25 protein-coding genes and 4 pseudogenes are annotated in these 25898 nt (G+C 58.2%); 17 read left to right on the forward strand and 12 right to left on the reverse strand.

Features of this window, described 5'->3' with window-relative positions:
- Positions 1-222: 222 nt before the first annotated feature.
- The 3 genes from J2D73_RS10415 to J2D73_RS10425 all read left to right on the forward strand — a co-directional run bounded on the left by J2D73_RS10415 (position 223) and on the right by J2D73_RS10425 (position 1578).
- On the forward strand, positions 223-492 hold the full coding sequence (locus J2D73_RS10415; RefSeq protein ID WP_207881498.1) for a hypothetical protein: 270 nt from the start codon (positions 223-225) through the stop codon (positions 490-492).
- Positions 493-853: 361 nt separating this feature from the next.
- On the forward strand, positions 854-1204 hold the full coding sequence (locus J2D73_RS20775; protein WP_243429849.1) for a hypothetical protein: 351 nt from the start codon (positions 854-856) through the stop codon (positions 1202-1204).
- Positions 1201-1578 (forward strand): hypothetical protein, encoded by a 378-nt coding sequence (locus J2D73_RS10425; protein WP_042055875.1) that lies wholly within the window; start codon positions 1201-1203, stop codon positions 1576-1578. Before J2D73_RS20775 ends, J2D73_RS10425 begins: the two co-directional genes overlap by 4 nt.
- 45 nt (positions 1579-1623) lie before the next feature.
- Here J2D73_RS10425 and J2D73_RS10430 read toward each other — a convergent pair whose 3' ends face one another.
- Positions 1624-1812, reverse strand: a complete 189-nt coding sequence (locus J2D73_RS10430; RefSeq protein ID WP_075595868.1) for a hypothetical protein — start codon at positions 1810-1812, stop codon at positions 1624-1626.
- 80 nt (positions 1813-1892) lie between these two features.
- On the opposite strand from J2D73_RS10430, the gene J2D73_RS10435 reads away from it, so the two are divergent.
- Complete coding sequence (locus J2D73_RS10435; protein ID WP_207881500.1) at positions 1893-2450, forward strand: phosphate-starvation-inducible PsiE family protein; 558 nt, start codon at positions 1893-1895, stop codon at positions 2448-2450.
- 48 nt (positions 2451-2498) lie between these two features.
- On the opposite strand, the gene J2D73_RS10440 is transcribed toward J2D73_RS10435, so the two are convergent.
- The 3 genes from J2D73_RS10440 to J2D73_RS10450 all read right to left on the reverse strand — a co-directional run bounded on the left by J2D73_RS10440 (position 2499) and on the right by J2D73_RS10450 (position 3714).
- Positions 2499-2840, reverse strand: a complete 342-nt coding sequence (locus tag J2D73_RS10440; RefSeq protein ID WP_207881624.1) for a hypothetical protein — start codon at positions 2838-2840, stop codon at positions 2499-2501.
- 74 nt (positions 2841-2914) lie between these two features.
- Positions 2915-3397 (reverse strand): Hsp20 family protein, encoded by a 483-nt coding sequence (locus J2D73_RS10445; protein ID WP_207881501.1) that lies wholly within the window; start codon positions 3395-3397, stop codon positions 2915-2917.
- A gap of 35 nt (positions 3398-3432) precedes the next feature.
- Complete coding sequence (locus J2D73_RS10450; RefSeq protein ID WP_207881502.1) at positions 3433-3714, reverse strand: hypothetical protein; 282 nt, start codon at positions 3712-3714, stop codon at positions 3433-3435.
- A gap of 160 nt (positions 3715-3874) precedes the next feature.
- On the opposite strand from J2D73_RS10450, the gene J2D73_RS20780 reads away from it, so the two are divergent.
- The 5 genes from J2D73_RS20780 to J2D73_RS10475 all read left to right on the forward strand — a co-directional run bounded on the left by J2D73_RS20780 (position 3875) and on the right by J2D73_RS10475 (position 7146).
- The gene (locus J2D73_RS20780; protein ID WP_124296136.1) at positions 3875-3976 is read left to right on the forward strand and encodes a YXWGXW repeat-containing protein; all 102 of its coding nucleotides are present in this window, start codon (positions 3875-3877) and stop codon (positions 3974-3976) included.
- A 520-nt stretch (positions 3977-4496) separates the two neighbouring features.
- Positions 4497-4745: a hypothetical protein gene (locus J2D73_RS10460; protein WP_207881625.1), complete on the forward strand. Its 249-nt coding sequence runs from the start codon at positions 4497-4499 to the stop codon at positions 4743-4745.
- A 106-nt stretch (positions 4746-4851) separates the two neighbouring features.
- Positions 4852-5115: a type II toxin-antitoxin system RelB/DinJ family antitoxin gene (locus J2D73_RS10465; protein WP_207881503.1), complete on the forward strand. Its 264-nt coding sequence runs from the start codon at positions 4852-4854 to the stop codon at positions 5113-5115.
- The gene (locus J2D73_RS10470) at positions 5108-5452 is read left to right on the forward strand and encodes a type II toxin-antitoxin system RelE family toxin (RefSeq protein ID WP_207881504.1); all 345 of its coding nucleotides are present in this window, start codon (positions 5108-5110) and stop codon (positions 5450-5452) included. Before J2D73_RS10465 ends, J2D73_RS10470 begins: the two co-directional genes overlap by 8 nt.
- Positions 5453-5484: 32 nt before the next feature.
- Positions 5485-7146, forward strand: coding sequence for a recombinase family protein (locus tag J2D73_RS10475; RefSeq protein ID WP_207881505.1), 1662 nt, complete (start codon positions 5485-5487; stop codon positions 7144-7146).
- Positions 7147-7254: 108 nt separating this feature from the next.
- Here J2D73_RS10475 and J2D73_RS10480 read toward each other — a convergent pair whose 3' ends face one another.
- The 3 genes from J2D73_RS10480 to J2D73_RS10490 form a co-directional block, all read right to left on the reverse strand.
- Entirely contained in the window at positions 7255-8565 is a 1311-nt protein-coding gene (locus tag J2D73_RS10480) for an MFS transporter (protein WP_207881506.1), read from the reverse strand.
- A 72-nt stretch (positions 8566-8637) separates the two neighbouring features.
- Positions 8638-10335: an alpha-keto acid decarboxylase family protein gene (locus J2D73_RS10485; RefSeq protein WP_207881507.1), complete on the reverse strand. Its 1698-nt coding sequence runs from the start codon at positions 10333-10335 to the stop codon at positions 8638-8640.
- Positions 10336-10368: 33 nt separating this feature from the next.
- Entirely contained in the window at positions 10369-12204 is a 1836-nt protein-coding gene (locus tag J2D73_RS10490) for a hypothetical protein (protein WP_243429850.1), read from the reverse strand.
- Positions 12205-12580: 376 nt separating this feature from the next.
- Between J2D73_RS10490 and J2D73_RS10495 the strand changes: the two are divergent.
- Positions 12581-12848 (forward strand): annotated as a pseudogene (locus J2D73_RS10495) (HU family DNA-binding protein).
- A 218-nt stretch (positions 12849-13066) separates the two neighbouring features.
- Here J2D73_RS10495 and crcB read toward each other — a convergent pair.
- The 3 genes from crcB to J2D73_RS10510 form a co-directional block, all read right to left on the reverse strand.
- Entirely contained in the window at positions 13067-13465 is a 399-nt protein-coding gene (gene crcB / locus J2D73_RS10500) for a fluoride efflux transporter CrcB (protein WP_207881508.1), read from the reverse strand.
- Between the two features lie 24 nt (positions 13466-13489).
- Complete coding sequence (locus tag J2D73_RS10505; protein ID WP_207881509.1) at positions 13490-14308, reverse strand: universal stress protein; 819 nt, start codon at positions 14306-14308, stop codon at positions 13490-13492.
- 1254 nt (positions 14309-15562) lie between these two features.
- Positions 15563-17152 carry an FAD-dependent oxidoreductase gene (locus J2D73_RS10510; protein ID WP_207881510.1) on the reverse strand — a complete coding sequence of 530 codons (1590 nt, stop codon included), beginning with the start codon at positions 17150-17152 and terminating at the stop codon, positions 15563-15565.
- A 54-nt stretch (positions 17153-17206) separates the two neighbouring features.
- Between J2D73_RS10510 and J2D73_RS10515 the strand changes: the two genes are divergently transcribed.
- The 4 genes and pseudogenes from J2D73_RS10515 to J2D73_RS10525 form a co-directional block, all read left to right on the forward strand.
- Positions 17207-17707 (forward strand): MarR family winged helix-turn-helix transcriptional regulator, encoded by a 501-nt coding sequence (locus tag J2D73_RS10515; RefSeq protein ID WP_207881511.1) that lies wholly within the window; start codon positions 17207-17209, stop codon positions 17705-17707.
- Between the two features lie 263 nt (positions 17708-17970).
- Positions 17971-18030, forward strand: a pseudogene (locus J2D73_RS21490) (heavy metal-binding domain-containing protein); the annotation flags it as partial.
- 111 nt (positions 18031-18141) lie between these two features.
- Positions 18142-18810, forward strand: coding sequence for a P-type ATPase (locus J2D73_RS21500; RefSeq protein ID WP_341535075.1), 669 nt, complete (start codon positions 18142-18144; stop codon positions 18808-18810).
- A 236-nt stretch (positions 18811-19046) separates the two neighbouring features.
- A pseudogene (locus J2D73_RS10525) lies at positions 19047-19740 on the forward strand (IS5 family transposase); the annotation flags it as partial.
- 119 nt (positions 19741-19859) lie between these two features.
- Here the strand turns inward: J2D73_RS10525 and J2D73_RS10530 are convergent.
- Positions 19860-20552: a cyclic nucleotide-binding domain-containing protein gene (locus J2D73_RS10530; protein WP_207881512.1), complete on the reverse strand. Its 693-nt coding sequence runs from the start codon at positions 20550-20552 to the stop codon at positions 19860-19862.
- A 299-nt stretch (positions 20553-20851) separates the two neighbouring features.
- Here J2D73_RS10530 and J2D73_RS10535 point away from each other — a divergent pair.
- Positions 20852-21930 (forward strand): annotated as a pseudogene (locus J2D73_RS10535) (IS5 family transposase).
- Between the two features lie 134 nt (positions 21931-22064).
- Here the strand turns inward: J2D73_RS10535 and J2D73_RS10540 are convergent.
- Positions 22065-23132, reverse strand: a complete 1068-nt coding sequence (locus J2D73_RS10540) for a LacI family DNA-binding transcriptional regulator (protein WP_341535071.1) — start codon at positions 23130-23132, stop codon at positions 22065-22067.
- A gap of 106 nt (positions 23133-23238) precedes the next feature.
- On the opposite strand from J2D73_RS10540, the gene J2D73_RS10545 reads away from it, so the two are divergent.
- Together J2D73_RS10545 and J2D73_RS10550 are read left to right on the forward strand one after the other, a co-directional pair.
- Positions 23239-24198 (forward strand): dihydrodipicolinate synthase family protein, encoded by a 960-nt coding sequence (locus J2D73_RS10545; RefSeq protein WP_207881514.1) that lies wholly within the window; start codon positions 23239-23241, stop codon positions 24196-24198.
- Positions 24199-24410: 212 nt separating this feature from the next.
- Complete coding sequence (locus J2D73_RS10550; protein ID WP_207881515.1) at positions 24411-25844, forward strand: MFS transporter; 1434 nt, start codon at positions 24411-24413, stop codon at positions 25842-25844.
- Positions 25845-25898 lie beyond the last annotated feature (54 nt).

Genomic DNA, 25898 nt, shown 5'->3' on the forward strand with positions numbered 1-25898 from the left:
CTGCATTTCGTGCCCTCTTGACGAGGCAAGCATCTCTTCCAATCTTGCTTTCGCTGGACGCCATCGGGTCCGGCATAGGCTCTGTGAGCCAGACAACTGAAGTCCATGTTGCTTTAATCGGAGGATGTGGATGTCGACACTGAAAGGACTTTATTCCCGCTATCGCCGCTCCCTGCGCACAGCCGCCCGGAGATGGCGCAACCGACTGGAGGGAGGCGTATCATGGTGACGCGCCCCCTTTTCGGAGACGATCCGCTCGCTCCGCGTGTGCTCTCCGTGCTCCGCCGCCTCGGTCATGACGGACGTGGTGTGACGTTAACGTCACTGGTGGCCCATACCGGTATACCGGGGATCAGACTTCGCGCCACGCTGGAACGTCTGGTCCAGACGGGCGCGATCGCAGCTGCCGGGTGTGATCCCCTGGCGTCTGATCTCGCGTTCCGTCTCCCCCTACGGGCAAGAGCCGCACCGCCAGTTTCGGTCGCCGCGTAAGGCACCGACCGCGCCCGGTAGATTAGAAACGCCTTCTCCGGGCGGAAACGCCGTCTTCCTTGGAACGACCGCAGGAATGAGAGGGTGGAACGGGGCCTTCCATCGGAGATCCCGCGTTTCTGAAGATGACGTCAAAAGCAGCGAGAACAGGGAGATGTCGAGTTTTATCCATTTTCTCAACCTGAAGGCGCTTCAGGACTATTGGAATAACCATCCCCCCGTGCCCCGTTCACGGGGGACCATGCGGCCAGTTTGGTCGCACTCCGCGGAAAAGACGGAGCGAGCGGAACAGACGGCCAAGCAACCTCGGTGCCTTCGGCATAGGGAGAGGAGGCCACACGTCGCTGTCGGTCTCGTCCTCATGCTGCTGGTCGGAATGGCCTCGCAGGCATCGGCTGATGCGCCGCATGATGTGCTGTCGTGCGACACAGAAAAGCAGCCGGTAAACATTCCATCCATGCCACTTGCCCGCGCCATCGAGATATTGGGCCGGCAGACCGGGTGCCCGGTCCTTGTCGACCCGATCCTTATGGACGGCCGGACCTCGGCAGCCGTCAAGGGCGCCTATACGCCTCAGGCCGCCCTCCTGCATCTGTTCGGGTCCGTGCATGTCGACGTCACCGCCACTGTTTCTGGCTTGAGCGTCAGCCCTCTGGATGCGACGGCTCTGATATCGCGCGACACGCGGGCCGGCCTGAGGACTGCATCATGACTCTTCACACGGACAGGCCGAACAGAATTATGTCGCTTCCGACCGTTCAGATCGGCACAGAACTGGCGGTCCTGCTGGCCGACTATCTCGGCGACCATGAAAAAGACCATGGATATGAAGGCCTTATGCGTCGGGCGGCTGACCACCGGATTTACGATCGGGTTTCTCGCTGGAGAACCGCGCCAGACCCGGAAGCGACGACCGTCGCCGTGGTCCGAAAACTCCTGCCTGTCGCTGACCGCACGCACATGGCCAAGGCCCTGGGTACGTCGTTGGGAGACCTCGAAAACCAGCTGACATCGGCCTTGCCAAAGGCCGTGCGAGATCATGCCAGAATATTGTCCTGTCGTCTGCCACGCTGGCACCGGCTCTGACCCGGATGTGCGCCGGAAGGGCCACGAGCCCTTCCGGAGACTGATTCAATCCGCATGGGGATCCGCATCCACATCCGAGGGATCGAGCGGTTCGACCAGTCCTTCCTTGTCCGGATCAATTGGTGGCTCTTCTTCGTCAGGCGCCGGACGCGGGCGCTGTTCCTTCTCCGGAGAAGGAAGCGGAGGCGGTTCGAACGGGCGGTGAGCGCCCATGATCTGTAACGTATCCTGCATGGGGTATTCTCCATCACGGAAAGAAAAATCAGACCCAGGACGTGGGAACTATAACTCAATTAATAGATGGGAAAACGGCTATGGAAGACCTCTCCATGAAACGTTCCTGGCAGAGCAGGGACTGGTCTCGTTTCATCAAGCTGTTCAGGGGCCTGACATTCTACGAGCGTTTTGAACAGGCGGTCATTCTGACCCTGATTGCGCTCATCATGCTGGTCACCGCCATCGCGACGATTCATCAGATCGGCGCGGTATGGCATCTGGTCGTCGATGTCGGAATCGATCCGATCAACCAGACGGTCTTCCAGGCGATTTTTGGCGCGATCTTTACTGTTATCATCGCTCTTGAGTTCAAACACTCCCTGCTGGTCGTTCTTGCCCAGCATGAGAACGTCATCCGGGTGCGGACCATCGTCCTGATCGCCCTCCTGGCGATTGCCCGCAAATTCATCCTGCTGGATCTGCATGATGTGACTGCCATGGAACTGTTCGCTCTCTCGGCGGCTGTTCTGGCGCTGGGCGTCGTCTACTGGCTGGTCTGCGAGCAGGATGCGCGTGTCGCGCGCGATGCCAGGGAACAGGCGCATCTCGAAGATAATCCTGCGGCCGGCTGTGAGCCTGAACGGTCTTCATCCTGAAGAATCGAGGTAAAGGCGGTCTATAACGCCGCCTTTACTCAATCCCCACTACGTCCCGTGCGATGAGGACGTCTTCTTCGCCGTCTCTGGCCCTGACTGTGCCAGATGATCTGTGTCGATGGGCCGGAACGGCGGAATGGGTTGTCCGGGATAATAGACCGGCCCCTTGTAGTTCTGATCCAACTGGCTTGAGTTCAAGCTGTCGACCAGCATATCACCTGTGCCGTCTTCGTAATGAGTGCGAGCCCCGGTTTTGGGGATTGTGGACGTTCCCTCAGTCGCCCTCGCATCGAACGATGTTGCAGCCGCCTGGGCAAGATCAGCAGCATGTGCGTCCGACTGGCTCAGTAGAGACAAGCCCAGAGCAGCGCACGACAGAAATATTTTCATCCTCTTCATGCTCATGAACTTTCGAGACTCTCCCCGGCCGGAGGAATGGCCGGGGGAGAGGTTTCGTCACGCCATCAGGCTGCCTCTTTCTGCGCCTCGATCTGGGGCACGGCTTCCTCCGCGCGTGTCGTAGAGGACGTAATCGCGATACGACGCGGCTTCATCGCTTCGGGTATCTCACGTTTCAGGGTAATGGACAGAAGCCCGTTCTCGAAGTGCGCATCGGTGACTTTCATATGCTCGGCCAGATCGAAGCGGCGTTCGAATTCTCTGCCCGCAATACCCCGATGGAGATATTCGGCGGCGCTTTGCGGCTCCGGTGCCTTTCGTCCTGTCACGACAAGAGTATTGCGCTCCTGGGTGATCGCTAGGTCGTTCTCGGCAAGTCCGGCAACCGCCATGTCGATGCTGTAATCATCCTCACCGGTCTTGATGATATCGTAAGGTGGCCAGTTATCGGCCGTCGGAATTCGACCGGCGAGATCAAGGGAATTGAGCATTCTGTCAAAGCCCACGCTCGAACGGAACAGGGGAGCAAAATCAACGGTGGCTCTCATAGCCATATCCTCCTTTGAGCAACATGGACACAAGATCAAAACTGATAGTTCTGTCTGCCGACCCCTTCGGCGGCCAGCAGATTCAATCTGGGAACTCCATGCATGGTGTCAAGACGCATCAAAAATGCAGAAGGGCAGGTTTGGGCGTCCTCTATCGTTCGCGTCTTCAGTGCCCGCGCGTCTTCGCGAGTGAGACGGACCGATGCCCATTTCACGAGCATCATGCTATAAAGCATCATCGCGTGTTCACAGTGGATCAGAACGATGCCTGATAGCGTCAGATGGAAGTTTCTGGCCGTGGCTTTCGCCGCGACCATGCTGAGTGCGGCTCCGGCGGAGGCCAGGCCGTGGATTTATGCTGGACCACCAGTTGTCGTTCCACCACCAGTCGTGGTCGCGCCGCCACCTCCGCCTGTCGTGATTGCACCACCTCCCGTCACGATCATTCGCCCCCCACCACCGGTGCCACCCTACGAAATGGTGCCCTTGCCACGCCGAGGCTATGTCTGGGAGCCGGGCCGCTGGTTCTGGACTCCTCGCGGCTACATCTGGCGAAGAGGCTGGTGGCGGCGCTGGTGAACCCTGCCGTCTGTGATGCCGCGAAGACCCGTTAAACTCTTGCATGCTTTCCGGAATGAAGAGCCTCGCGTAACGGATAGGAACATCTACCAACGCGAGCGACCGCATCGCATGCAAGTTGGGCCACGCCCAGCACGGCGCTCGGCTTACCTGGTCTTCAGGCGGCGTTTTGGGGCAGGAAAACGAAGGGGTTTGCCTGCCCCGTCACGATCCGGCCCCATGGCAAAAGCAGGTGTAGCAACGCCGTGAATTATGCGGCGCTCAACTGAAGATTCTGTGCTTCTGACGCCTCATCTCATTCACAAAATCACCAGAATAATTAATAGTTATTCATCATATCACCGAACGTTCTCCTTTTGTCGTCCGCTGGATTACTCCCGGATACGCCAGAGTACGCAGACGCCGACAATTGCCGACACAAGTACTATTTGCCCGCTTCCGAATTACAATGCGTCTGTCTTGAAGTATTCGTTTTTCATGCTCCATGCTCCGGTTCTCTCCGGACGGAAAGGGCAGGACGATGACGGACAAGGACCGCAGGACGAAGACTGGGCCGATCGCGCCGGCCAACGATAATAATCCATCGGGAACCGTGTCCGATCCGGCGATGAAAGCGCGGATGGACGAACTGGTGTTCATCTTCGCCAGGATGCTGGGACGCCAGATCGCCCGCGAGGAGTTCGAACGGCGGCTGGGTCAGATTGACGCCGCCAACGACAACGATCCGTCGAACCGGAGCATACCAAATCGAGAGGAACCGGATGAGTGAGGCGTGTCCCGACCAGGGCGTAACTTCAGGCACGTCGGGATCACCTGTTTTTCCTTTCTTTGTTTATACAGATGCAATACATTTGTCCTACAAACAGGAGGAAACCATGTCCGCCGTGACGTTCCGCGTCGATGACGCCCTCAAATCCGCCGCTGTCGCAAAACTCTCCGCGCACGGCCTTTCTCTCTCCGATGTCCTGCGCGATACGCTGGCTTATATCGCAGAGACCGGCCAGCCGCCGGTCAAGCGGCGGCTTGTAACCGATGAAGATGCAAGGCTGATCGAAATCGTCCGCGAACGCCTCGCCAATCCCGCCCCCCGCCACCGCATGACGCTGGCGGAACTCAAGGCCCGCCATCCCGATGACTGAATACGCGATCGAATTTGATGATCGCGCACTTCGGGAATGGGACGGGCTGGACGGCAGTATTCGCAGGAAATTCGAGAAAAAGCTCGAAAAGCTTGTTCTGAACCCGCATTCTCCCGGCAATGAACTGCACGGCGATCTCGCCGGATTCTACAAGATCAAGATGCGCCAGGACGGCTACCGCCTCGTCTATCAGGTTGTGGAACAGCGGATCGTTATTTTCGTCATCGCGGTGGGACGTCGCGAGGATAATGAAATCTACACGGCGGCAACCGGACGCGTCCCGGAGACGCCAGCCGATCGGACAAGCCCATCCAGCAGTAAACGTCGCAAAAGGTAAACCGTACGAAATCATTTGCCAGGAGTTTCGCCATGACCCGTGTCGCGCTCTATGCCCGCTATTCCTCGGACAACCAGCGGGCGGCCTCGATCGAGGACCAGTTCCGTCTCTGCGAAGAACGCGCCACGCGCGAGGGCTGGCAGGTGGTGGATTATTACCGTGACGCGGCGATCTCCGGAGCCAGCATGATCCTGCGTCCCGGCATCCAGACCCTGCTGCGCGATGCCCAGGCCGGGCAGTTCGATATCGTGCTGGCCGAGGCGCTGGACCGGGTCTCCCGCGACCAGGCCGACGTCGCCACCCTGTTCAAGCGGCTGCAATTCGCAGGAGTGACCATCGTCACCCTGGCCGAAGGGGAAATCAGCGAACTGCATGTCGGCCTCAAGGGCACGATGAACGCGCTGTTCCTCAAGGATCTGGCCATGAAGACCCATCGCGGCCTGCGCGGGCGGGTCGAGGCGGGCAAGTCCGGCGGTGGTCTGTGCTACGGCTACCGCGTCATCCGGCAATTGGATGCGCATGGCGAGCCGATCCGGGGCGACCGCGAGATTGACGACGCACAGGCGGAAATCGTCCGCCGCATCTTTCGCGAGTTCGCCACCGGGCGCAGCCCGCTGTCCATCGCCAGCCGCCTGAACGATGAAGGCATCCCCAGCCCCACGGGCGGCAAATGGAACAACACCACCCTGCGTGGCAACGCCCTGCGCGGGACCGGCATCCTCAATAACGAATTGTATATCGGACGTCTGGTCTGGAACCGGCTGCGCTATCTGAAAGACCCGCAGACGGGCAAGCGCGTCTCGCGGCTGAACCCGCAATCGGAATGGATCATTACCGAGGTGCCGGAACTGCGGATCATGGATGATGACCTGTGGCAGGCTGTCCGTGCCCGGCAGGCCAGAATTGCCGAGAAGGGGGCGAACATCAGCGCGGGCATCCGGGCATCCAACAGCAGGCTGAACGGACAGCGCCGCCCGAAATCCCTGCTTTCCGGTCTGGTGTTCTGTGGCGTCTGCGGTGGCCCCTGCTCGATCCGGGGCGGCGATCGCTTCGCCTGTTCCACCCATATGAGCAACCGGTCCTGCACCAACAAAGCCACCATTCGCCGGGAGCAACTGGAAGAGCGGATGCTGTCCGGTCTGAAAGACCGGCTGATGACGCCGGAAGCAGCAGCCGAGGCGATGCGCGCCTATGTGGAAGAAACGAACCGCGCCAACCATGAACGCCGCGCCAGCACGGCGGGATGGCATGCGGAACTCACCAAGCTACGCAAGGGGCTGAAACAGATGCTCCAGGTCATCGAGGATGGCGGCTACACGCGCGGCATGGTCGAGCGCATGCGTGAGATGGAAGCCCGCGAGGATGAACTGGTCGCCCTGCTCGCCGCCCGGCCGCAGGACGTGCCGGATATCCATCCCAATGTCGCGGCGATCTTCAAACAGAAGGTCGAGCGCCTGGCTGAGACCCTGAACCATCCCGAGGACCGGCAGGAAGCCTCCGAGGCCATCCGTGCCCTGATCGAGAAGATCGTGCTTCATCCCGGCAAGGGCCGAGGCGAAATGCACGCTACGCTCCATGGCGAGCTCGGAAACCTGCTGGATTTCGCGGCCTCACGCGATCAGGGGGCCAAAAACACGAACACTCCCGGAGCCAGGGCTTCGGGAGTGTCGGTATCGGGTATTGCGGGGACATAATCTAACCGATGCCGACATTCGTTGTCAGCAGTCATCTAAGGGCGAAGGCAGGAGAGTTTCACGATACGACGAAAAGGCAATGATAGATTTCTCGGATTATACAAATCTTCACTCGATCTTTTGTACAGCCCAGCCTGTTTCGCGCAGCGGAAATGAAAGGGCGATCGCGATGACGATGCCGATGATCAACGGCATGAAGGCGTGCCGATAATCCGTCATCGAAAGGTCCGCGCCCTTGTGCATCAGGGCCGAGACCAGTGGCGACATCACGCCCGTCGTGCCGAACACGAGGAAGTTCATAACCCCTGCTGCCGTTCCCTTGACCTCGGGCGGATTGGCCTCCTTCATGGATGAGAAGGGAATCATCGCAGCGCCAGAAGCAACACCCATGACTAGCGCCACCATGTATTTCGGCATGACGCCAACAGGAACATACAGGGCAGACAGGCTGGCAGCCAGAAGAACCACCGCGCCACCGATCAGCACAGGTTTGCGACGTCCGATCTTGTCGGATATCCACCCCAGCAGCGGGCAACCGATTACCCAGCCGATGGGCACCATCGACACGTCCGAAGCTGCAAACGCCATGCTGGTATGTTCACCACCGCTCAGCATCGACGCCCCCCAGCCAAGCGCGCCAATGGTGGTCGGCACGAACAGCAACCCGCCGATCAGGCCCGCGATCCAGCTTTGCGGGTTGAAGAAAATAACCTTGAATGGCTTCAATAGATTGGTCAGCGTGAAGTCGCCGTGATGATGTGCGCTGTCCCCCTGATCACGAGGCATAATGAACCACACGGCGACGGCCAAAATCAAACCGATGACGCCGAAACCAAGCCAAATATGCTCCCAGGAAACATGGAACGAACCATTGGGATCAATGAGCATGCGCGTGGGCTTTGAGCCGAACGCCGCGCCTGCCATGCCGAGGCACTGCGTCAATCCCACGAACAGCGCAAGCGTGCGGGCCGGCAGATACCGGGCCGCGACATAGGAAGACCCCACAAAAGCGCAGATCGCGCCAATGGCCTGAATGACATAGCCCCCGACACCCGCCACGGCACTCCCTTGGGCGAAAATCAGGCAACCGACAGCCGTAATAACAATAAAGCTGGGAAAAATGGCGTGGGCGCCATACCGGTCGAGCAGCACACCGACGACCAGCGCCATCAGCGCATAGACGATATAGTAAGACGCAATCATCAGACCCAGATGACTGCTACCCCATGCGGCCGTCAGCTCATGCTGCATGATGCCCGGGGCCGAACGGATGGCATATTGATAGAAATAGAACAGCGCGCAGAGGAACCACGCCAGAACATAGAGTGGCTGGAGTTTCTGGGGCTGGGTCGGCGCGGATGGCGCGCCCCCTGCCGCCGACGCGGAAAAAACAGGCGCAGATGCAGGTGCAGGCGGCATGGAAGCTCCAGAACGGCAAGAATATTCAGACGAACGGGGAGCCCGCAGGCCACCCCTTACGCGGAATAATGTTTAGTGCGCTGGCGGACGGGCGTTGGCCGTGGCCACGTGCCGCCCCCACGAGATCAGTTCGCTGGTGCAGTCATCACGCGGAATGACACATTCAATCAGAACCGGACCGTCCTTATGCGCCAGCGCCGTTTCCACGGCCTCGTCCAGCTCGCCGATCGTGGTCGCGCGCAGACCTTTTCCCTTGCCGTCCTCGGCATTGAACCCCTCGACGACGGCCGCATAGTCCCAATTTTTGATATTATTGTAGGGACCGTCGTGAATTTCCACCTCGATCGTGTAACCGGCATTGTTGATCAGAAAGATGATGACCGGCAGCTTGCGCCGCACCATCTGCCCGACTTCCTGCGCAGTGAGCTGGAATGAACCATCCCCGACCATCAAGATATTACGGCGCTCCGGCGTGGCGACAGCGTAGCCGAACATGGCAGGCACCGACCAGCCAATATGGCCCCACTGCATTTCGTATTCCACGCGAGCGCCCCGGGGCAGTTTCGTGCGGGCCACGTTGAACCACGAGTCACCCGTCTCGCCGAAGATCGTCGTTTCTGACGTCACAATGGATTGCAGCGTGCGCTGTATGTGCTCACGGGTGAGCTTGCCGCCCTTTGCCGGTGCTTCCATGGTATTTTCCGCGACGCCGCCGCCGATACGGCGGTATTCGACCATCGTCGCGTCTTTCTTCGTCTTCCCGGCAAACTGCTTCGCCACACCGTCCAGAAGATCGCGCAGATGGATGGAGTCAAAAGCCAGATCAGCGACCTTCGTCACCTCCTTGTCCGCGTTCACCACGTTCGCGCCCTTCGGCCACTCGGTCCAGCCCTCGGTGGAGTAATCATTGAAAATACAGGCAAGCGCCAGAACGCCGTCGGCCCAGTTGAAGACGTCATTCACCTTGGGCGAACTGGCGCTTCCCCAGAATGTGCCGATGTATCCGGGATGATCCTCGGGGAAGAAGCTCTTGGCCGCGCCCATGGTGGCGACACTGCAGCCAAGAGCATCCGCCAGACGAATAGCGGCCTCCTCCGCGCCCGCCGCACGCAGCTTGCTGCCAATCAGGATGACCGGCTTCTCCTTTTTTTCGATGAACTCCGCTACGGCCTTCACGGCCGCCTGGAGCGTATCCGCGTCGGATGGCGCCTCGGCGACGACGGCGCTGATCGGCCCGGGCGCACGGCAGGGCTGTCCTGACACGTTGCACGCAATCTCGATATAGGCCGGCTTCTTCTCCCGCAGCGCCGTCCGGATAACGTAGTCGATCTTTTCGGGTGCATCCTCTGCGGAGGTGATGGAAACTGCGGCGCAGGTAAGCTCTTTTGCGATGCGGAGCTGATACCCATAATCGGTGGTGCCGATCGTATGATGCAGGATATGACCGCTGCCGTGATCGTTGGAGTTGGGCGCACCCGAAACCAGAATGACCGGCAGGTTTTCCGCATAGGCCCCGCCAATGGCATTCAGCGCGGAGAGGGCGCCGACGCTGAACGTAACAACCGCCGCCGCCGCGCCATTGGCCCGCGCATATCCTTCCGCCGAAAAACCGCAGTTCAGTTCATTGGAGCAGTAAACCTGCTCACACTCTCTGTTCTTCAGAAGCTGGTCGAGTAGAACGAGATTGTAATCACCCGCCACGGCGAAGTGATGCTTCAGTCCGATCTGCGCGAAGCGTTCTGCCAGATAGGCGCCTACTGTATAAGACATGCTGGGCTCTCCGGTATTGCGTATAGATTTCTATTACTGAAAGGGAAGATATCGGAATGTGACATAGACTGTATTACCCGATGTCGTCGGGTAGACACTGTTGCCCATGCCGTCATTGCCCCGAAAGGCAAATTTCCGGATATAGGTATACTGGACGCCGCCCATGACGCTGCCCCACTGGCCGTCAAGGAAATGCCACCACCCGCCCGTTGTAAACGAGGCCAGTGTCCGCGTCTGCGCGTTGCAGGTCCCGAATTCGACGTCGCAACCGCCAAGGTTCTGGTCGGAAACACCATAACCATACTGGTGGCCATCGGCCGCCGTATAGCGGCGACGCCCGGCTGTCTCTACACCCCCATAGGCATACAGCAGCACGGATTTATCGGGATGTCCGATCAGCCCCAACGCCCCACGCAACTCGGGAATCGGTGTGAGCTGCCCACGACTGTTGAAGGTGGTGTCCGGCAAAAGCGAAGGCCCGTAACGACCGATACCTTCACCTGCGATGATATTCCCCGCGAGCTGGAGCTTGGGCGTGCCTAGCGGAACAGTCATGGCGCCCCCGACACCACCACCGAATTGTGTGTCCTTATGAGTATGGCTCGCCCCGGGAGACTGGATGACGGAGCGAAACCAGCGCGCAAGCCCAAAAACCTCGTAATGGCCGCTGGACGTATCCACAGCACCCTTCAGAACGATATCTGGAACCGGATTGTCCGTGTACTGTGTCTCGGGATTGAGCAGGACACCACCGCTATTGGAATAATAAACACGCGGCCCTTCGCTCTCGGCGCCCACGGCTGGCAACCTGCCGCCGGACGTCATGGAGGAGGAATAGGCAACTGTTGCCTGCGGATCCTCAATGGAGAGAGCGAGCCAGTATTTCTGCCCCCAGTCCTTACCGATCCGGATCTGGGGCACGCGGGTGAATGTAATGCCGGGGATCTGGTTATTATCGGTGACGGCGGGGAGTTGCTCGCTTCTGGGCAGAACGCCTTTCGCATACGCGGTCGTCAGGCTCCAGGCCTGCCCCATCAGCAGGTGAAAGCCCCAGTCATTCTGCGTAAATGTGAAGTAGCCCTGCCGCAGACGCGGTGTATAGCCATTGACCTGCACGCTGTTGGTCGTTCCACCCGCCCCTCCGAAATCGGACTCAATATAGGCTTGCAGGCGCGTGGAAGGAGTGGGGTTCGCTTCGAGCAGGGTGGAAAGACGGCTGAGCTGGGACGAAAGACGCTCTTCGCTCAATCCGTGGTTGGGGCTGTTAGCGTAGGGAAAATTATTCCACGCGGTGGCAGGACCACTGGTCATGTTCGAGTCGCGCCAGATATTTGAAAGCTCCAGAAAACCACCAATCTTGACTGAAATGTTTCCGATACTGAACACGGGCGGCAAACGATCCACGTCAGTCTGGGTAATGGCCAGGGGACTGGACGAACTGAGATCCATGCCCTGCTTTTCAGGGGCAGACGCTGGCTGTCTCGAGTTCATTCCCGTCGGGAAAGAAGCACCCATATGGAAAAATGGGACTGGTTTCTGCTCATCATGAAACGCAATATCCGACTTGGATGCTGTCATGTTTCTCGTGACCATCCGAGACGAGGCAGCCTTCGCTCCTGATGACGAGCGGACGTTTCGCTCGGGCGAGGGCAGCCGTCCCCTTTCTTGCGACAGTCGTTCATGTCGGCGGTTTTCAATCGCCAAAACTCGCCCCTCCAACTGACGGATCTGCGCCTTAATGGCTGCCAAATCGTCATCGTCCTCAGCATAGGCGACATCTCCCGCACCAACGGTCAGACCTGACCCGACGCAGAATACAAGAACGCCGCGCCTTAAACCTTGTAGGGAGAAGCAACCGGGCAGTTTCATTTGATACCGCCTATCAAGGCGGCAGAACTGCATCCTTGATATACATCAAATTTTTGTTAAAATATTTTTTATTATATCCGATATTACCGTCACGTGTTGCACGCATTGCTTGAATGATCGTCCCGTCATCTTCAGACTTTGCGGCTTCCTTCCGTCCTCATATCCGTACTCTTCCGCGCGGCGAGATTTCGCACCCGCTCATTCGAGGAGCGGTTGATCAACGGCGTCGATTAGAAAAAGGCACAGACACACCAGCGCAACAAATGTCTGGGGCCAAAGGGCGCTGGAACAGTTGAACTTGTATATTGGCGGTGACGGGGCGCAAGAGCGCTGCTCCCGTTTCCGGGAATCGACCACAACACGCGCCTGCGCCCGCATGAGCGAAGCCTTCATTACCAGTATTCTTCAGGATTTTCTCGACTTCATCGGAATTGCCGCCGCCAAGGCCGCCGATGATAGTCGACACCATCATCGGCGAACTGAAGCAAGAGGGTGGGTTCACGCTGCCGTTCTTCTGGACGTTCGGCGTCCACAAGACCACGGCCCGGAAAGCGCTCAATCCCCGCACCGGCGAACCCGTGGAGGTGCAGGCCGGCAAGACCGTGCGATTCAAGGCCAGTCCTGTGCTGAAGCCGGAGGTCTGATTGGGCCCATCACGCAGTGACCGCCAGATGTTCATTGGAGTAGAGCACACAGCAGGAGGCTGACGGATTCGCCTCTTCTGAGACGCATCTGAAACATAAATAATGTCCTAAAAACAGACCTTGCCGTTTTGATGCTGATTGATGACACAGGGCGGCGTCAGCAGCCCGAGGAATCCCACTGACCGGAGAAGAATTTCTCACGGTAATCTGATTTCGTACTAAGCGCGATTGAGAGGCTGGGCGAGCATTACCCCGAGGAAGACCGCGATCATCCCGAGCACGAGCGAAATCCCAACATTCAGGCAGGCTCTGACGAGATGGCCGTTCTGAAGCAGGTCAAAGGTCTGAAGGCTGAATGAGGAGAAGGTGGTGTACCCACCACAGATCCCAACCATAAAAACAAGACGTGTCGTGTCAGAAACATGCACACGACCTCCTGCCGCCGTCAGTGCCGCGAACAAGGCTATAGTGAATGAAGCGGTGAAGTTGATGAAGATCGTACCCCACGGAAGGGTATTGCTCCAGCGAGCGGTGGCGAGGCCCACCCAGTATCGAAGCAGAGTTCCTGTGGTGCTTCCCAGCGCAATCAGGAGTGTCGGCAGAATATTGGGCAGCATAAGCCTCGTTCTTGCGATATGTGGTCAATGATGGGTCAGAATCGGAAGCGTGGCGTGTGAGAGGATATCCTGCGTCGGCTCGCCAAACAGCCACTCGATGAAATGAGGGCGACTATAAGCCCCCATAATCAGAAGATCACCTCCTGCCTTCAGGGCATGCTGTCGGATTTCCTCTCCCACGTCGGATGAGGCAATAACAAAGCGATCAATGGCGACAACCACGCCTTTCCGCCGAAGTTCTTCCGCGACAACTGGTTCCGCCACTTCATTTTCCCGGTCTTCGCCGATTACAATGCTGACATGGGATGCCCGCTGCAGAAAAGGCTGTGCGGCGGCCATAGCCCGCTCAAGGGCTGAGGACGGATGCCAGGCGATCACCGGACGCGCCCCAACGGTCTCATGATGCTGAAGCGGCGCCACGATCACAGTGGCGCCCGCATCATATAACGCCCCGCTGAACGCCTGCGTGATTTCCTCGGGATCTGACGAGCGCGGACGGCTTAGAACCGTCATATCGGCATTCATGGCTTCACGTGCGACTGTCTTGCGGATATCCCCAGCGATTTCGATCCATTCGGTTGCCTGTTGGTCGGTCAACCCGGATTTCCATTTCTGGAAGATGTCGCGCAGTGCATCAGCTTTTTCAGAAACTTTCTGCGCAAAACGCTTTTCTTCTTCGGGGCTGGGCATCCCTTCATCAGGCGTCTGATAATCGGGATTGTCCTGAAGTTCGGGATGGAGAACCCTGAGCGGTGGGTGACCGAAACGGGCGGCCAGTTCTCCTGCGGTCTCAAGAGTATAGGTCGCTGTTTCGACGCGATCGAGGATGGCGAGAATACGCATGGTTTGTACTCCTGAAATGATGGTGTTGCACTCTCTGGCGGAGCGTGGGCAGCATAGCGAAATGCCAGAATTCAGCGTGTTTGAAATAAAGCGACGTGTCTTTCAGAAGTCCCGCATGAGAGAGGCAGAATGCATTCAGATATTTAGGGTCGCCCAGAATATCGGACATAAACCGACAGAAGCGTATTGGGAATTTCTCCCAACGCCTACCGGATTTCACCACCTCTCCAGAAGCCATAATATGCAAAGTGGGCATTCAGGCAGGTGAATCCTGCCACACGGGCGACATGGACGATGTCACAATAAAGAAGCCGGGCGCCGGAACATGCGGGCAAACCCGGGTGCTATACCGCCGCCAATCTGAATTGCCTTACCCGACCGAAGCCCCGAATAGATGGCCGACTGCGGTGGCAACCAGGACAAGAGGCACCATACGCAGGAGCAGCTCCCCACCTGGTTCGTGGATCTGACCCACTATCAGATTGTTGCCCGCCTTCGGCGGAACGCCCGAACCAATAATTAAGCCAGTCCGACGGCAACACCTGCCAACAGCAGGAACCAGAGCAGGACGGGCAAAGCGATAATCGGTGACGTGATCAACCGCCCTGAGGAATACAGGAGACAACGTGCCGACACACGCCTCCATGGGCTCAAGAAGTCCGCTCCAGCTCAGAACGACCACAATGCGGACTACAACAGAATTTTGAAAAAACGGAAAACGAATCATTTCTCTGAACACACTCCTACCTCGAATGCCATTATGGCGAGGTCGGAATCATCAGCCCTTGGGGCGGTTCGACTTCTGGAGGAAGCCAAGCAGAGTCCATTGCCGTTACAACGCACTACGACTTATCTGCTTCCACATGTCAATGTTTTTGGCCCGTTACCGGCACGCCTCGTGTAATATCATTTTTCTCAATATAGCCGTATTTAATTTGTCTCGTATCAAACGTTCACTTGCGGAAAAGAGGGAAGATCCAGTCTCCTTAATGAGAGATTCTGTCCTTTGGCACTGCGACAACAAACATCCTGCCTTCGCCACCAGTAGACGGCTCTGCCGACTCAGGTATCCAGTCTGTGCGCGCACTCTCCCCGTTCGGCGGTTTTGCGCACGAGGTGATGCAGGTGAGGCCCTATTGGTGCCATCCGGTCAGGCTCGACAACGCGCGACTCGTCCGGCTTCTCGGTGCCGAACCGCAGACAGTGAGCGACCAGACCGTTGCTGAGGCGCTCTGATCCTGCACGGAGTGGTTACTACGCCACGGGGCCGCGCAATTCCCGCGCGTTGACAAGAACAGTCAGAAACTCCGCTTCAGAGAAGGTCGTTGTCCGCACGGCCTTCCACAGGACGAACCCGTCGGCCCGGACGAGAACGACCCCGCTTGCGGAAATCCCATAGGCGGTCAGAAACACAGTGTCGAGATCCTTCACGTCACGCCCTGCGATATAGCAGGATATCGGAACACCCCGCGTGCTGCATGAAACTTTCGCCTCCCGGCACCAGTCGACCGCATCTGTCCCCGCCAACAGCACCAGCCCGTCGCCGAACAGATCAAGGCTGGAGAGACGCACGCCGTCCCGATGCAGCCAGACATGCGGCGCGCGCGTTCCCGGCTCTGCATGGAGGTCGCGCGGAGGCACGGTGATCGGGTTGGGAATGCTCTGGGTATGAGGCAGGATCGGATAGCGATACCCCATGCTGATCGTTTCCTCGTCCAGAACCGGCTGAAGCGCCTCAAGTGGAAGCCGGACGTCCGAACGCTGCGCCAGCCTAGCCGTGGCCTGGGCGACTACCATCCGCACCACCGGCCTTCGCTCCGCCTCGTAGAGATCAAGCAGCGAGTCCGGCGCCCCGTGCCGGATCACGGAGACGAGCTTGAGAGTCAGGTTATGGGCATCATGGATGCCGGTATTGGCGCCGAACCCGCCGAGCGGCGGCGTGCTGTGAATGGCGTCGCCAGCCAGAAAAACCCGCCCCTGCCGGAGGCTGTGGGCATACCAGGAGGACAGACACCAGGGATGGATATCGACCACTTCGATCTGTTCTGGCAGCATTCCAACGCAGGAGGCCGCAAGCGACCGGCAGTATTCCGGCGCGAACCGCGTGGCGTTCGCCGTATCCGCAGGGTCATACTCGACGCTCAGGACGACCGAGGTGAGATCGGTGCTCCATGACAGGAAGGCATTGATCCCGGCCTGCCGCACCCATGCGAAGCTGAGGGGCCGCCCGCGCAGGGCTTCGCGAATGTCGCAGCGGAGCGTGATGCTCATGGAATGGACGAGATCGCCCAGTCCTTCGGTCCCGATGCCGAGACGATCGCGCACTATACTCTTGTTGCCGTCGCATCCGATCACGTAATCGGCGTGGAGCGTGGTCTCGGTCCCGTCGTCGGTCCTGACTGTTGCGATCGCGCCGTCGGGATGCGGGTCGAGCGCCGTCAGCACATGATCGAAAAAGAGACGCGCCCCCAGACGCTGTGCCGTGTCCCGTACGATGCACTCCAGATCCTGCTGCTTGATGGACGAGGCCACGCAGGGCGAAGCTGCCGTTCCTTCAATGGCCGGAAGCGTCCAGCGGCGGATTTCCTCTCCTGCCAGGGTCTGGACGATCGCGGCATCGGTCAGCATGCCGGAAGGCGTTGCGATCTCCGGCTCGATGCCGAGCGAGCGATAGAGCTCGATCGTTCGCGGATAGAAAAATTTCGCACGCAGACGTTTCGACGGCGATGAGCGCCGTTCGACGAGTACGGCGTCTACGCCATGTTTCGCAAGAAAAGCGGCAGCCGTCAGGCCGACGATGCCGCCACCGACGACAAGGACGGTGCAGGATGAGGGGATCGACATGACACGCGCGACTCCTTAGAATATCTAACAATATACTTAGGACATCTAACTATTATGCTCAATAAGCCAAGCGACCGCTTTGCGCGTTATGTCCCGACGATTCAGCTTTTTGCGGCCCGCCTCGTGCTGTTCCACCAGAAAGTGGCTGAACGCCTCGGTCTGACGGCGACCGAATTCAAATGCCTGCGGCTGATCGCGCTTCTGGGGCCGTTGCCGATGACGACACTGGCACAGGAGTCAGGGTTGCAACTCGGAACCGTGTCCGGGCTAATCGAGAAGATGGAGGCTCAGGGTTTAGTCGAGCGTGCGCGTGACCCATCCGATAAGCGCCGGGTTCTGCTGAAGGCGAGCGGTTCCATTTCGGAACAGGCATCTACGCTCTATCGGGAACTGGGCGGCCTGATGCGGCAGGAACTGGACGGATACAGCGACAGCGAATTCGAGCTCATCATGCGCTTCCTCACCCAGACAGGAGAGGCACTTGCAACGTCGATCAAGGCCCCACTGAACCGGGAGGGGAGAAAAAGGCACCGCTGCAATGAACGCCGTGAGTAACCCATCATACCCCCGCGTTCTTTCCCCACAATTGTGCTTTATTTGCCGGAACAAGCGGGCGGGCGCCAATCGCCCTCATGTCAGACATCGCGGAAACGCTACGCTGTTCTCGCAAGCGGCCGTTCCGCCATTTCCTTTGAAACGTGCTAGTCGACAGCTGACGCTCGGCTACTCCTATTGGATCATTCGAGAGAAACGGCATGTAGCAGACGCATCAGCAGGACGATCAGAATCCTTCCACGCATGAGACGGTCTGGACCTGCCCGATGCATCCGCAGATCCGGCAGGACCATCCGGGAAACTGGCCGCTCTGCGGCATGACGCTCGAGCCAGAAGAACCGACGGGTCGGCACGAGGAAAGCCCCGAACTGAAGGATTTCACGCAGCGTCTTATCGTGGCCGCGGCGCTCGCCATTCCCCTGTTGATCGTCTCAATGGGCGGCGATGTCGGGGTGCACCTCGTTCCGCCCGCGCTTTCGCCCTGGATTCAGCTCGCGCTCACGCTCCCCATCGTCTGCTGGGCGGGACTACCATTCTTCCAGCGCGGCCTTGCTTCGCTGCACACGTTGCACTTCAACATGATCACCCTGATCATGTTCGGCGGCGGCGCGGCTTTCGGCTACAGCCTTGCCGCGACCCTCGTGCCCGATGCCTTCCCCGCCACCTTCCGGATGCCGGACGGCACGCTGCCCGCCTATTACGAGGCGGCGGGTGTCGTGGTGGCGCTGGTGCTGCTCGGCCAGGTGCTGGAACTGCGCGCCCGTGCGGCGACCGGCAACGCCATCCGCGCGCTGCTGGACCTCACGCCGAAACAGGCGCACCGCATCGGTGCCGACGACAGGGAGCAGGATGTCCCGGTCGAGACCGTTATGAAAGGCGACCGGCTGCGCGTCCGGCCGGGAGAATCTGTCCCCGTTGACGGCACGGTACTGAACGGCGCGTCGAGCGTGGATGAATCCAAGATCACCGGCGAGCCCGCGCGTGTCGAGAAGAAAGCCGGCGATCCGGTGACAGGCGGCACCATCAACGGCACCGGCAATCTGGAGATCGAGGCGCAGGCGGTGGGTAGCGACTTGAGGCAGCTGGGGCGCATGTGGCGATGACGGGGGATGGCGTGAACGATGCTCCCGCGCTCGCCGCCGCGTCCGTCGGCATTGCCATGGGTACGGGAACGGACGTCGCAATCGAGAGCGCAGGGATTACGCTGGCCCATGGCAGTCTCGGCGCGCTGGTTCGTGCCCGGACTCTGGCACATGACACGATGCACAATATCCGACAAAATCTGGCGTTCTCGTTCCTGCTTCAACGGAATCGGCATCCCTGCGGCGGCAGGTGTCCTCTATTCAATGGTCTGCGGTATCTGATCCGTTACGGCATTGCGTGGCGTGCGTTGCCCAACGATCTTCCACCGTGGTTTGCGGTTTATCAGCAATCCCGGCGCTGGATGGAGGCTGGGTGTTTCGACGCTGTTGTCCACGATTTGCGTGCCGTGCTGCGTCTTGCGGCTGGCAGGAAGGCTGATCCGACAACAGCGATCATCGATAGCAGGACGCTGCATTCCACACCGGAAAGTGGAACCCGCTCGGGCTATGATGGTGCAAAGAAAAAGAACGGATCGAAACTTCACATGGCCGTTGATACTCTGGGGCATCTTCTCGCTCTGCACGTGACACCAGCCAACAGGAATGACCGGGCGGAAACAGGGCCATTGGCACAGGGTATTCAACAAGCAACGGACGGCAGCGTTAAACTGGCATGGGCTGATCAGGGTTATACCGGATCAAAAGCAGCGAAAGCCGCTGAAGACCACGATATCGCTCTTGAAATCGTCAGCTTGAATCAGGCGAAACGGGGGCTTTGTTCTCCTGCCTCGTCGATGGATCGTGGAGCGATCGTTCGCGTGGGCAACCAGATGTAGAAGGCTCGTAAAGGACTACAAGCGTTATGCTTCAACCCTCGCAGCAATGCACACGATCGCCTTAGCAGGCTTCATGCTCAAAAACGCTGCCAAATTACTCACGCTAAATGCATAACACCCTCTATTGCCTCTATAGATCCCCACGCAATGCTATAGAACAAGAAGTAACATAAGTATTAACCACTCGAATGCCGAGCTGACCCACTACACATGGCCTTATTGGTCACCCAGAACCTACGCAGCTGAGAATTGCTTTAGGGAAGCCAAGGAGAGCCGAAACTCGCGCATCGAAAGGCGGATTATAAGCTTACGCTCCGCAAGCTCAGTGATCGCGCGACTGACCGTCTCGATCTTCATATCCAGATAGGCGGCGATATCCTCGCGCGACATGGAGAGGGTCAAAATCCTTGTATTGCGCTCGTAGCATTCGGGGATACGGATGAGTTCGAGGAGGAACGACGCGAATTTGCGGGTGGCAGGCCGTTCCGTCAAAAGGAGCATGTGGCGTTCCCCCAAGCGAAGGTCTGCGGTTGCCTTGACCAAGATATCGTTCTGCAACTGGGGGGTCTGGAGAAGCGTATTACGCATGGCATCGCGGTCAAAACCTACGACGACAATGTCCGTGACGGCGCTTGCGCCGTTGACGTAGCATCCATTTTCACAAAGTCCGAATATGTCCCCGTGCCAATGAAAGGCAAGGATAGTGCGTTTTCCCGTTTCGTCGACATGAGAAATGCGAATAATTCCGTCAAGCAAAAGCCAGCGGGTTGTACCCGACATGCCTTCCTCATAGACCGTTGCGTTCTTGGGAAAACGCGAGACGGTTCCGAGCGAGCGCAGGAGGGCACGGTCACGCGCGCTGAGGATGATGTCCCCGTCTTCATTCACGCGATCGGTGGGCCAGTCTCCCACAGCGCGGATCGCCACTTTCGCAAGGGGGTCTGGGTTAGAAGCGGACATGCACACACCTTGAAGGATGACGAAAGCGGCTTGGATAAAGCCATTAGACGGCGCAGAAGGCAAGTTTACCTGCGGCGCAGTAAGGCGCTACCTTATGTCCCTGTATCCACATCCTTCCGCCCGACGACATCCCTGACCCGTTCATTGAGGAACCGTTGTCCCGTCGCCAACCGCCGGACGAGCACCTGAAGGCTTCGAAAAACTCTCTGGTTTTGGGGCTCTCTGTGTGATTCCATCTCTCCTGCGTTGATTGGGAGTGGTGGAAGATGAAGCAGCCGGGTTTCTTTGATGTTGAAGAGCGCTTTGCTCGATTGAGCGGGTTAGGTGTCCAACTCGAAGCGTTTTCCCGGACCGTGGATTTTGAGGCGTTTCGCCCTGATCTGGCCAAGCTCTGTCTTACGCCGACGGCAGTAAAGGCGGTCGTCCGCCGTTTGATCCGGTGCTGATGTTCAAAATACTGGTGATCCAGACGCTGAACAATTTGTCCGATGAACGGACGGAATACCTGATCAATGACCGCCTGTCCTTCATGCGTTTCCTCGATCTGGGGCTGTCGGACCGTGTGCCTGATGCCAAAACGATCTGGCTGTTTCGTGAGCGACTGACCCAGGCGGGTGCTATTGAGAGACTGTTCAATCGCTTCGACGCCAGCCTGAGGAACGCCGGTTATTTGCCGATGTCGGGCCAGATCCTGGACGCGACATTGGTGGCCGCGCCAAAGCAGCGCAATACCAATGATGAAAAGACGGCTCTGCGGGAAGGACGGATCCCCGAAGACTGGCAGGACAAGCCGTCAAAGCTGTCCCACAAGGACCGTCATGCACGATGGACGCTGAAGTTCACCAAGGCCAGACGGCAGGAGGACGGCACGATCCCTTCCACGGATCTCGCCATCCCGTTCTTTGGCTATAAGTCGCATATCTCCATTGATCGGAAATATCGGCTGATCCGCAAATGGAAGACGACGGATGCCGCTGCCAGCGATGGCGCACGTTTGAGAGAGGGCCAGCTGGATAAAACCAATACCGCGTCGACGGTCTGGGCCGACACAGCCTATCGCTCGAAAGCGAATGAGCACTTCATGGAAAAAGAGGGCTTTGTCTCGAGGGTCCACAGGAAAAAGCCGCATCTCAAGCCTATGCCCCGGCATATTCAGCGGTCCAACGCTGGAAAATCCGTGATCCGATCCCGCGTCGAGCATGTTTTTGCCGATCAGAAATCGCAGACAGGGCTGTTCGTGCGAACTGTGGGCATCACCCGAGCCACCTTGAGGATCGGGCCGGCCAATATCGTCTACAACGTGCGTCGCTTGCTCCTCCTGGAGCGAATGAACGCAGCCACGTAGCACTCCAGAGCAGGAAACCCTCTCTGCGCTCAAAAACCAGAGAGAAAATCAGGACCAAGAACCAGAAAGCAACACGCCAAAAAGCTATAATCAGGCGCAACGAGCATTAATCAACAGTTCTTCGATCCCTCCAATTACGAACGTGGGCGCGCTGACGAGCGGCGGGGAATGAAGGTCGGCCGAATCAGCTTGATCGGAGAATGACCGATCTCTTGCCTAGTCAGTAACAAGTCGAGCGCCGACACCGCCACCTGATCAAACGGAACATGAACCGTGCTGAGTGGCGTCGTCAGAGACCTGACTATTGGAATGTCGTTATACCCGACAACCGACACATCTTCGGGAACCCGCAAACCCATGGCCGCCAGCGCAGACAAGGTCCCAAGCGCCGTGTTGTCGTTGACTGCGAAAATCGCCGTCGGCTTTGGCGACAGTCCCATCAAAACCGGAGCCTCCATCGCGCCCGCCTCTATGCTGAATTCCGTCTCCCGAACATAGGCAGGATTCAACGCGACCCCGGCTTCCTCAAGAGCCTCACGATACCCGCGCACTCGCCCCTGAGCGCTCGAGGCGTATGTCGGCCCGCCAATGATTCCGATATGCCGATGCCCCAGATCCAACAAATGACGGGTCGCGAGGTACCCTCCAAACCTGTCGTCGCCAACGGCCGAGCGGCTATGGCCGTCCGTCCTTAGCGCAAGCACATGGGGAATCCCGCGCTCACGTAATTCGTCAGGCAGCGCGTCTCCTGTGCGGTAGGTCGCTAGAATAAGACCGTCGACCCCTCTCTTCAGGAGAGATTCCGTCGCCACGCGTTCCGCCGCAGGCTGATCGCCCGTTGTCGCGACAATCGAAAAATAGCCGAGCTTGCTACAGGCTGCGCTGATCGCTTCATAAAGAAGGGCCATCACGGTATCTGACAACCGGGGCACTACCACGCCCACCGTCATCGTGCGGCCCCGGCGCAGGCTCGTCGCAGAGTTGTCGCGAATATATCCCAAGCGAGTCGCAACTTCTCTGACCCTATGCGCCGTGTCGCTGTCGGACTGCGGCAAGCGTTCATCGAGAATACGTGAAACCGTCGATTTGGAAACGCCGGCAAGCTTCGCAACACTGACTAAAGTCGCCCGTTTCGCCGTTTTTATGCCGCCGTTATCCAAAAGTCTGTACTCCTTTAACGAAAATGTAAGCTCTTTGGGCACGCTTTACCAGACAGTTTGTCTTGACAGGCCGGATAGTCGGGCTCAGCGTGGGAACGTTCCCGGGAACAATATCACAACATGCCGGGATTAGCATACGGAGCACCCCATGAACGCTATCAGCAAACCCAACGGCAATTTCGCCAAGTCGAAAATCATGGATCTGCGTGGCCTTAACCCAGCACCCGTGACCGCCTTCACCCGCGACGGCAAGGTAGACTGGGAAGCAAACGCCACGCTTGCCAAGTGGCTGCACTCCATTGCTGGTGTGAAGAGCCTCGTCCTTCTTGGCCACGCCGGGGAAGGCACTTTTCTGACTGCTGACGAGCAAGTCCGTCTGGTCGAAACGGTCGTTGAAGCCGTCAACGATGAAATTCCGGTTATCGCCGGCATCACGATGGAAGGCACCGAAGTCGCCTGCCTCGAAGCAAAACGAGCCGTAAACGCGGGCGCAACCGGCGCTCTTGTCTACCCCTCACACGGCTGGCTACGCTTTGGTTATCAGGACGGCGCTCCACAGGACCGTTACAAAGCCATTCACGAAGCGTCAGGATTGCAGTGCATCCTGTTCCAGTACCCTGATGTCACGAAAGCTACCTACAACCTCAAGACCCAGCTCGAAATCGCAGCGCAGCCGGGCGTCGTCGCGACAAAGAACGGCGTGCGCAACATGCGCCGGTGGGATACAGAAATTCCCGTTCTTCGTAACGAATTTCCTGATCTTCAAATTCTGACATGCCACGATGAGTATTTGCTTCACACGATGTTCGATGTGGACGGCGCTCTGGTCGGTTATGGCAACGTCGCCCCCGAACTTCTCGTCAAGCTGATAGAAGCCGGCAAGGCCAAGGATTATCCGACAGCCCGTAAACTGCACGATCAGCTTTTGCCGGTTACGAAAACCGTCTACCATCGTGGATCACATATGGAAGGCACCGTAGCGCTTAAACTTGCCCTGGTCGCACGCGGCATCCTCGATCACGCAACCGTCCGCTCCCCCCTGCTCGACCTCTCCCCCGAAGCCGAACAGGAAATTCGCGACGCTCTCAAAGCTGCCGAGATTATCTGACGTCGCCTGCCGGATACCGGTCCACACAGCCGACAGCACCCACGCAGCCGAACGCGCTGCGTGGACGCTTTTCCTTAGCTGAAATGTTTTCTATAATGAGTATCGATAGCGCGCCGGTTACGGACGATGCATCAATATCCGTAAAAACCTCTCGTAAATAAAAACAAAAACGGTTGCACAGCAACAAAGCTCGTGCACAGGAGGATGGTCAAATGAGCGATCAGCTCGCAATCCGACACCATGTGAGCGCCACGGCCAGGGACGCAGCGTCAGAGGCGACTGACAGCTATCCAGGAGCCGCCCTGCTCAACAGGCTGGATCGTCTACCTGTGACATCGCCGGTCTTACGGGCACGGGCAATCGTGGGGATGGCGACGTTCTTCGACGGTTACACGACCCTCTCCATCGCCTATGCCGTACCAATTCTCCACCAAACATGGCATCTCACGAGCCAATCGACCGCTGGCATTATCTCAGCCGGTTACGTGGGACAGCTTATCGGCGCACTCGTTTTCGGATGGCTTGCAGAAAGAGCCGGGCGACTTCCTGTTCTCGTGACGACAATAACGATTTTCGCTATCATGAGCCTCGCCTGTATTTTCTCATGGGACGCCTCATCCATGATGCTTTTCCGATTCCTGCAGGGCATCGGCACGGGAGGAGAGGTTCCGGTTGCGAGCGCCTACGTCAACGAGCTCAGCACGTCGAAAAATCGCGGGCGATTTTTCCTTCTTTATGAACTTCTTTTTCTGGTGGGCTTGGCGTTCGCCGGCATGATCGGCTACGCGCTGGTTCCCGTGATCGGCTGGCAGGCCATGTTCATCGTGGGAACAGTTCCCCTGCTTCTCATCGTGCCATTGAGTTTCACACTGTCTGAAAGTCCTCGCTGGCTTATTGATCATGGTCAATTCGCAAAAGCGAAGGAAATCATTGAAACACTGGAAAAATACGCAACAAGAAAAGGGGGTGAACTCCCTCCCCCACGCCCGACAACCACGCCACTCATCACACAAAAACCATCCGGCTCATTAAAAGAACTGTTCAGCCCTGTCTATGCACGCCGTACACTTCTTCTCTGGGTCTTATGGTTCGGTTCTTATATGGTCAACAACGGTCTGGTCACCTGGCTGCCTACCCTCTACCAGACATTCTTCGGGATCACCGTCAAGCACGCAATAGGCCTTGGCTTCGCAATGACCACGATTTCGACACTCGGGGCCCTTATCTGCGCACTAAGCATAGACAAGGTCGGTCGCAGGCGTTGGTACACGGGCGCTCTGGCTCTCGGGGGCGCGTCGCTTATCACACTGTATGTGGCGGGAGTCTCCTCACTCCCGGTAGTATTCGCTCTGACAACGCTCAGCTATGCTTGCATCCAGACTATCACATACTCCCTGTATCTCTACTCGGCAGAGCTCTATCCTACCCGCCTTCGCTCCACAGGCGCTGGCTTCGGGAGCGCCTGGCTCCGCGCCGGTTCCATAGCCGGACCGCTCACGATCGGGACATTGGTATCAAACGGGTCGGACGGTTCAATTGCGCTCGTCTTTGGTCTATTCGGGGTGACGGCCGTTATCACCGCCGGAGCCGTCTACCTGTTTGGCCCGGAAACATCCGGAAAATCGTTGGAAAATCTTTCTCCATAATAGATTTTCTATGCAATAGCGCGCCAGGTCGTCACGTAAAGCGAGTCGACACCG

It is taken from the genome of Acetobacter sacchari (genome assembly GCF_017377715.1).
Taxonomy (GTDB): Bacteria; Pseudomonadota; Alphaproteobacteria; order Acetobacterales; family Acetobacteraceae; genus Acetobacter; species Acetobacter sacchari.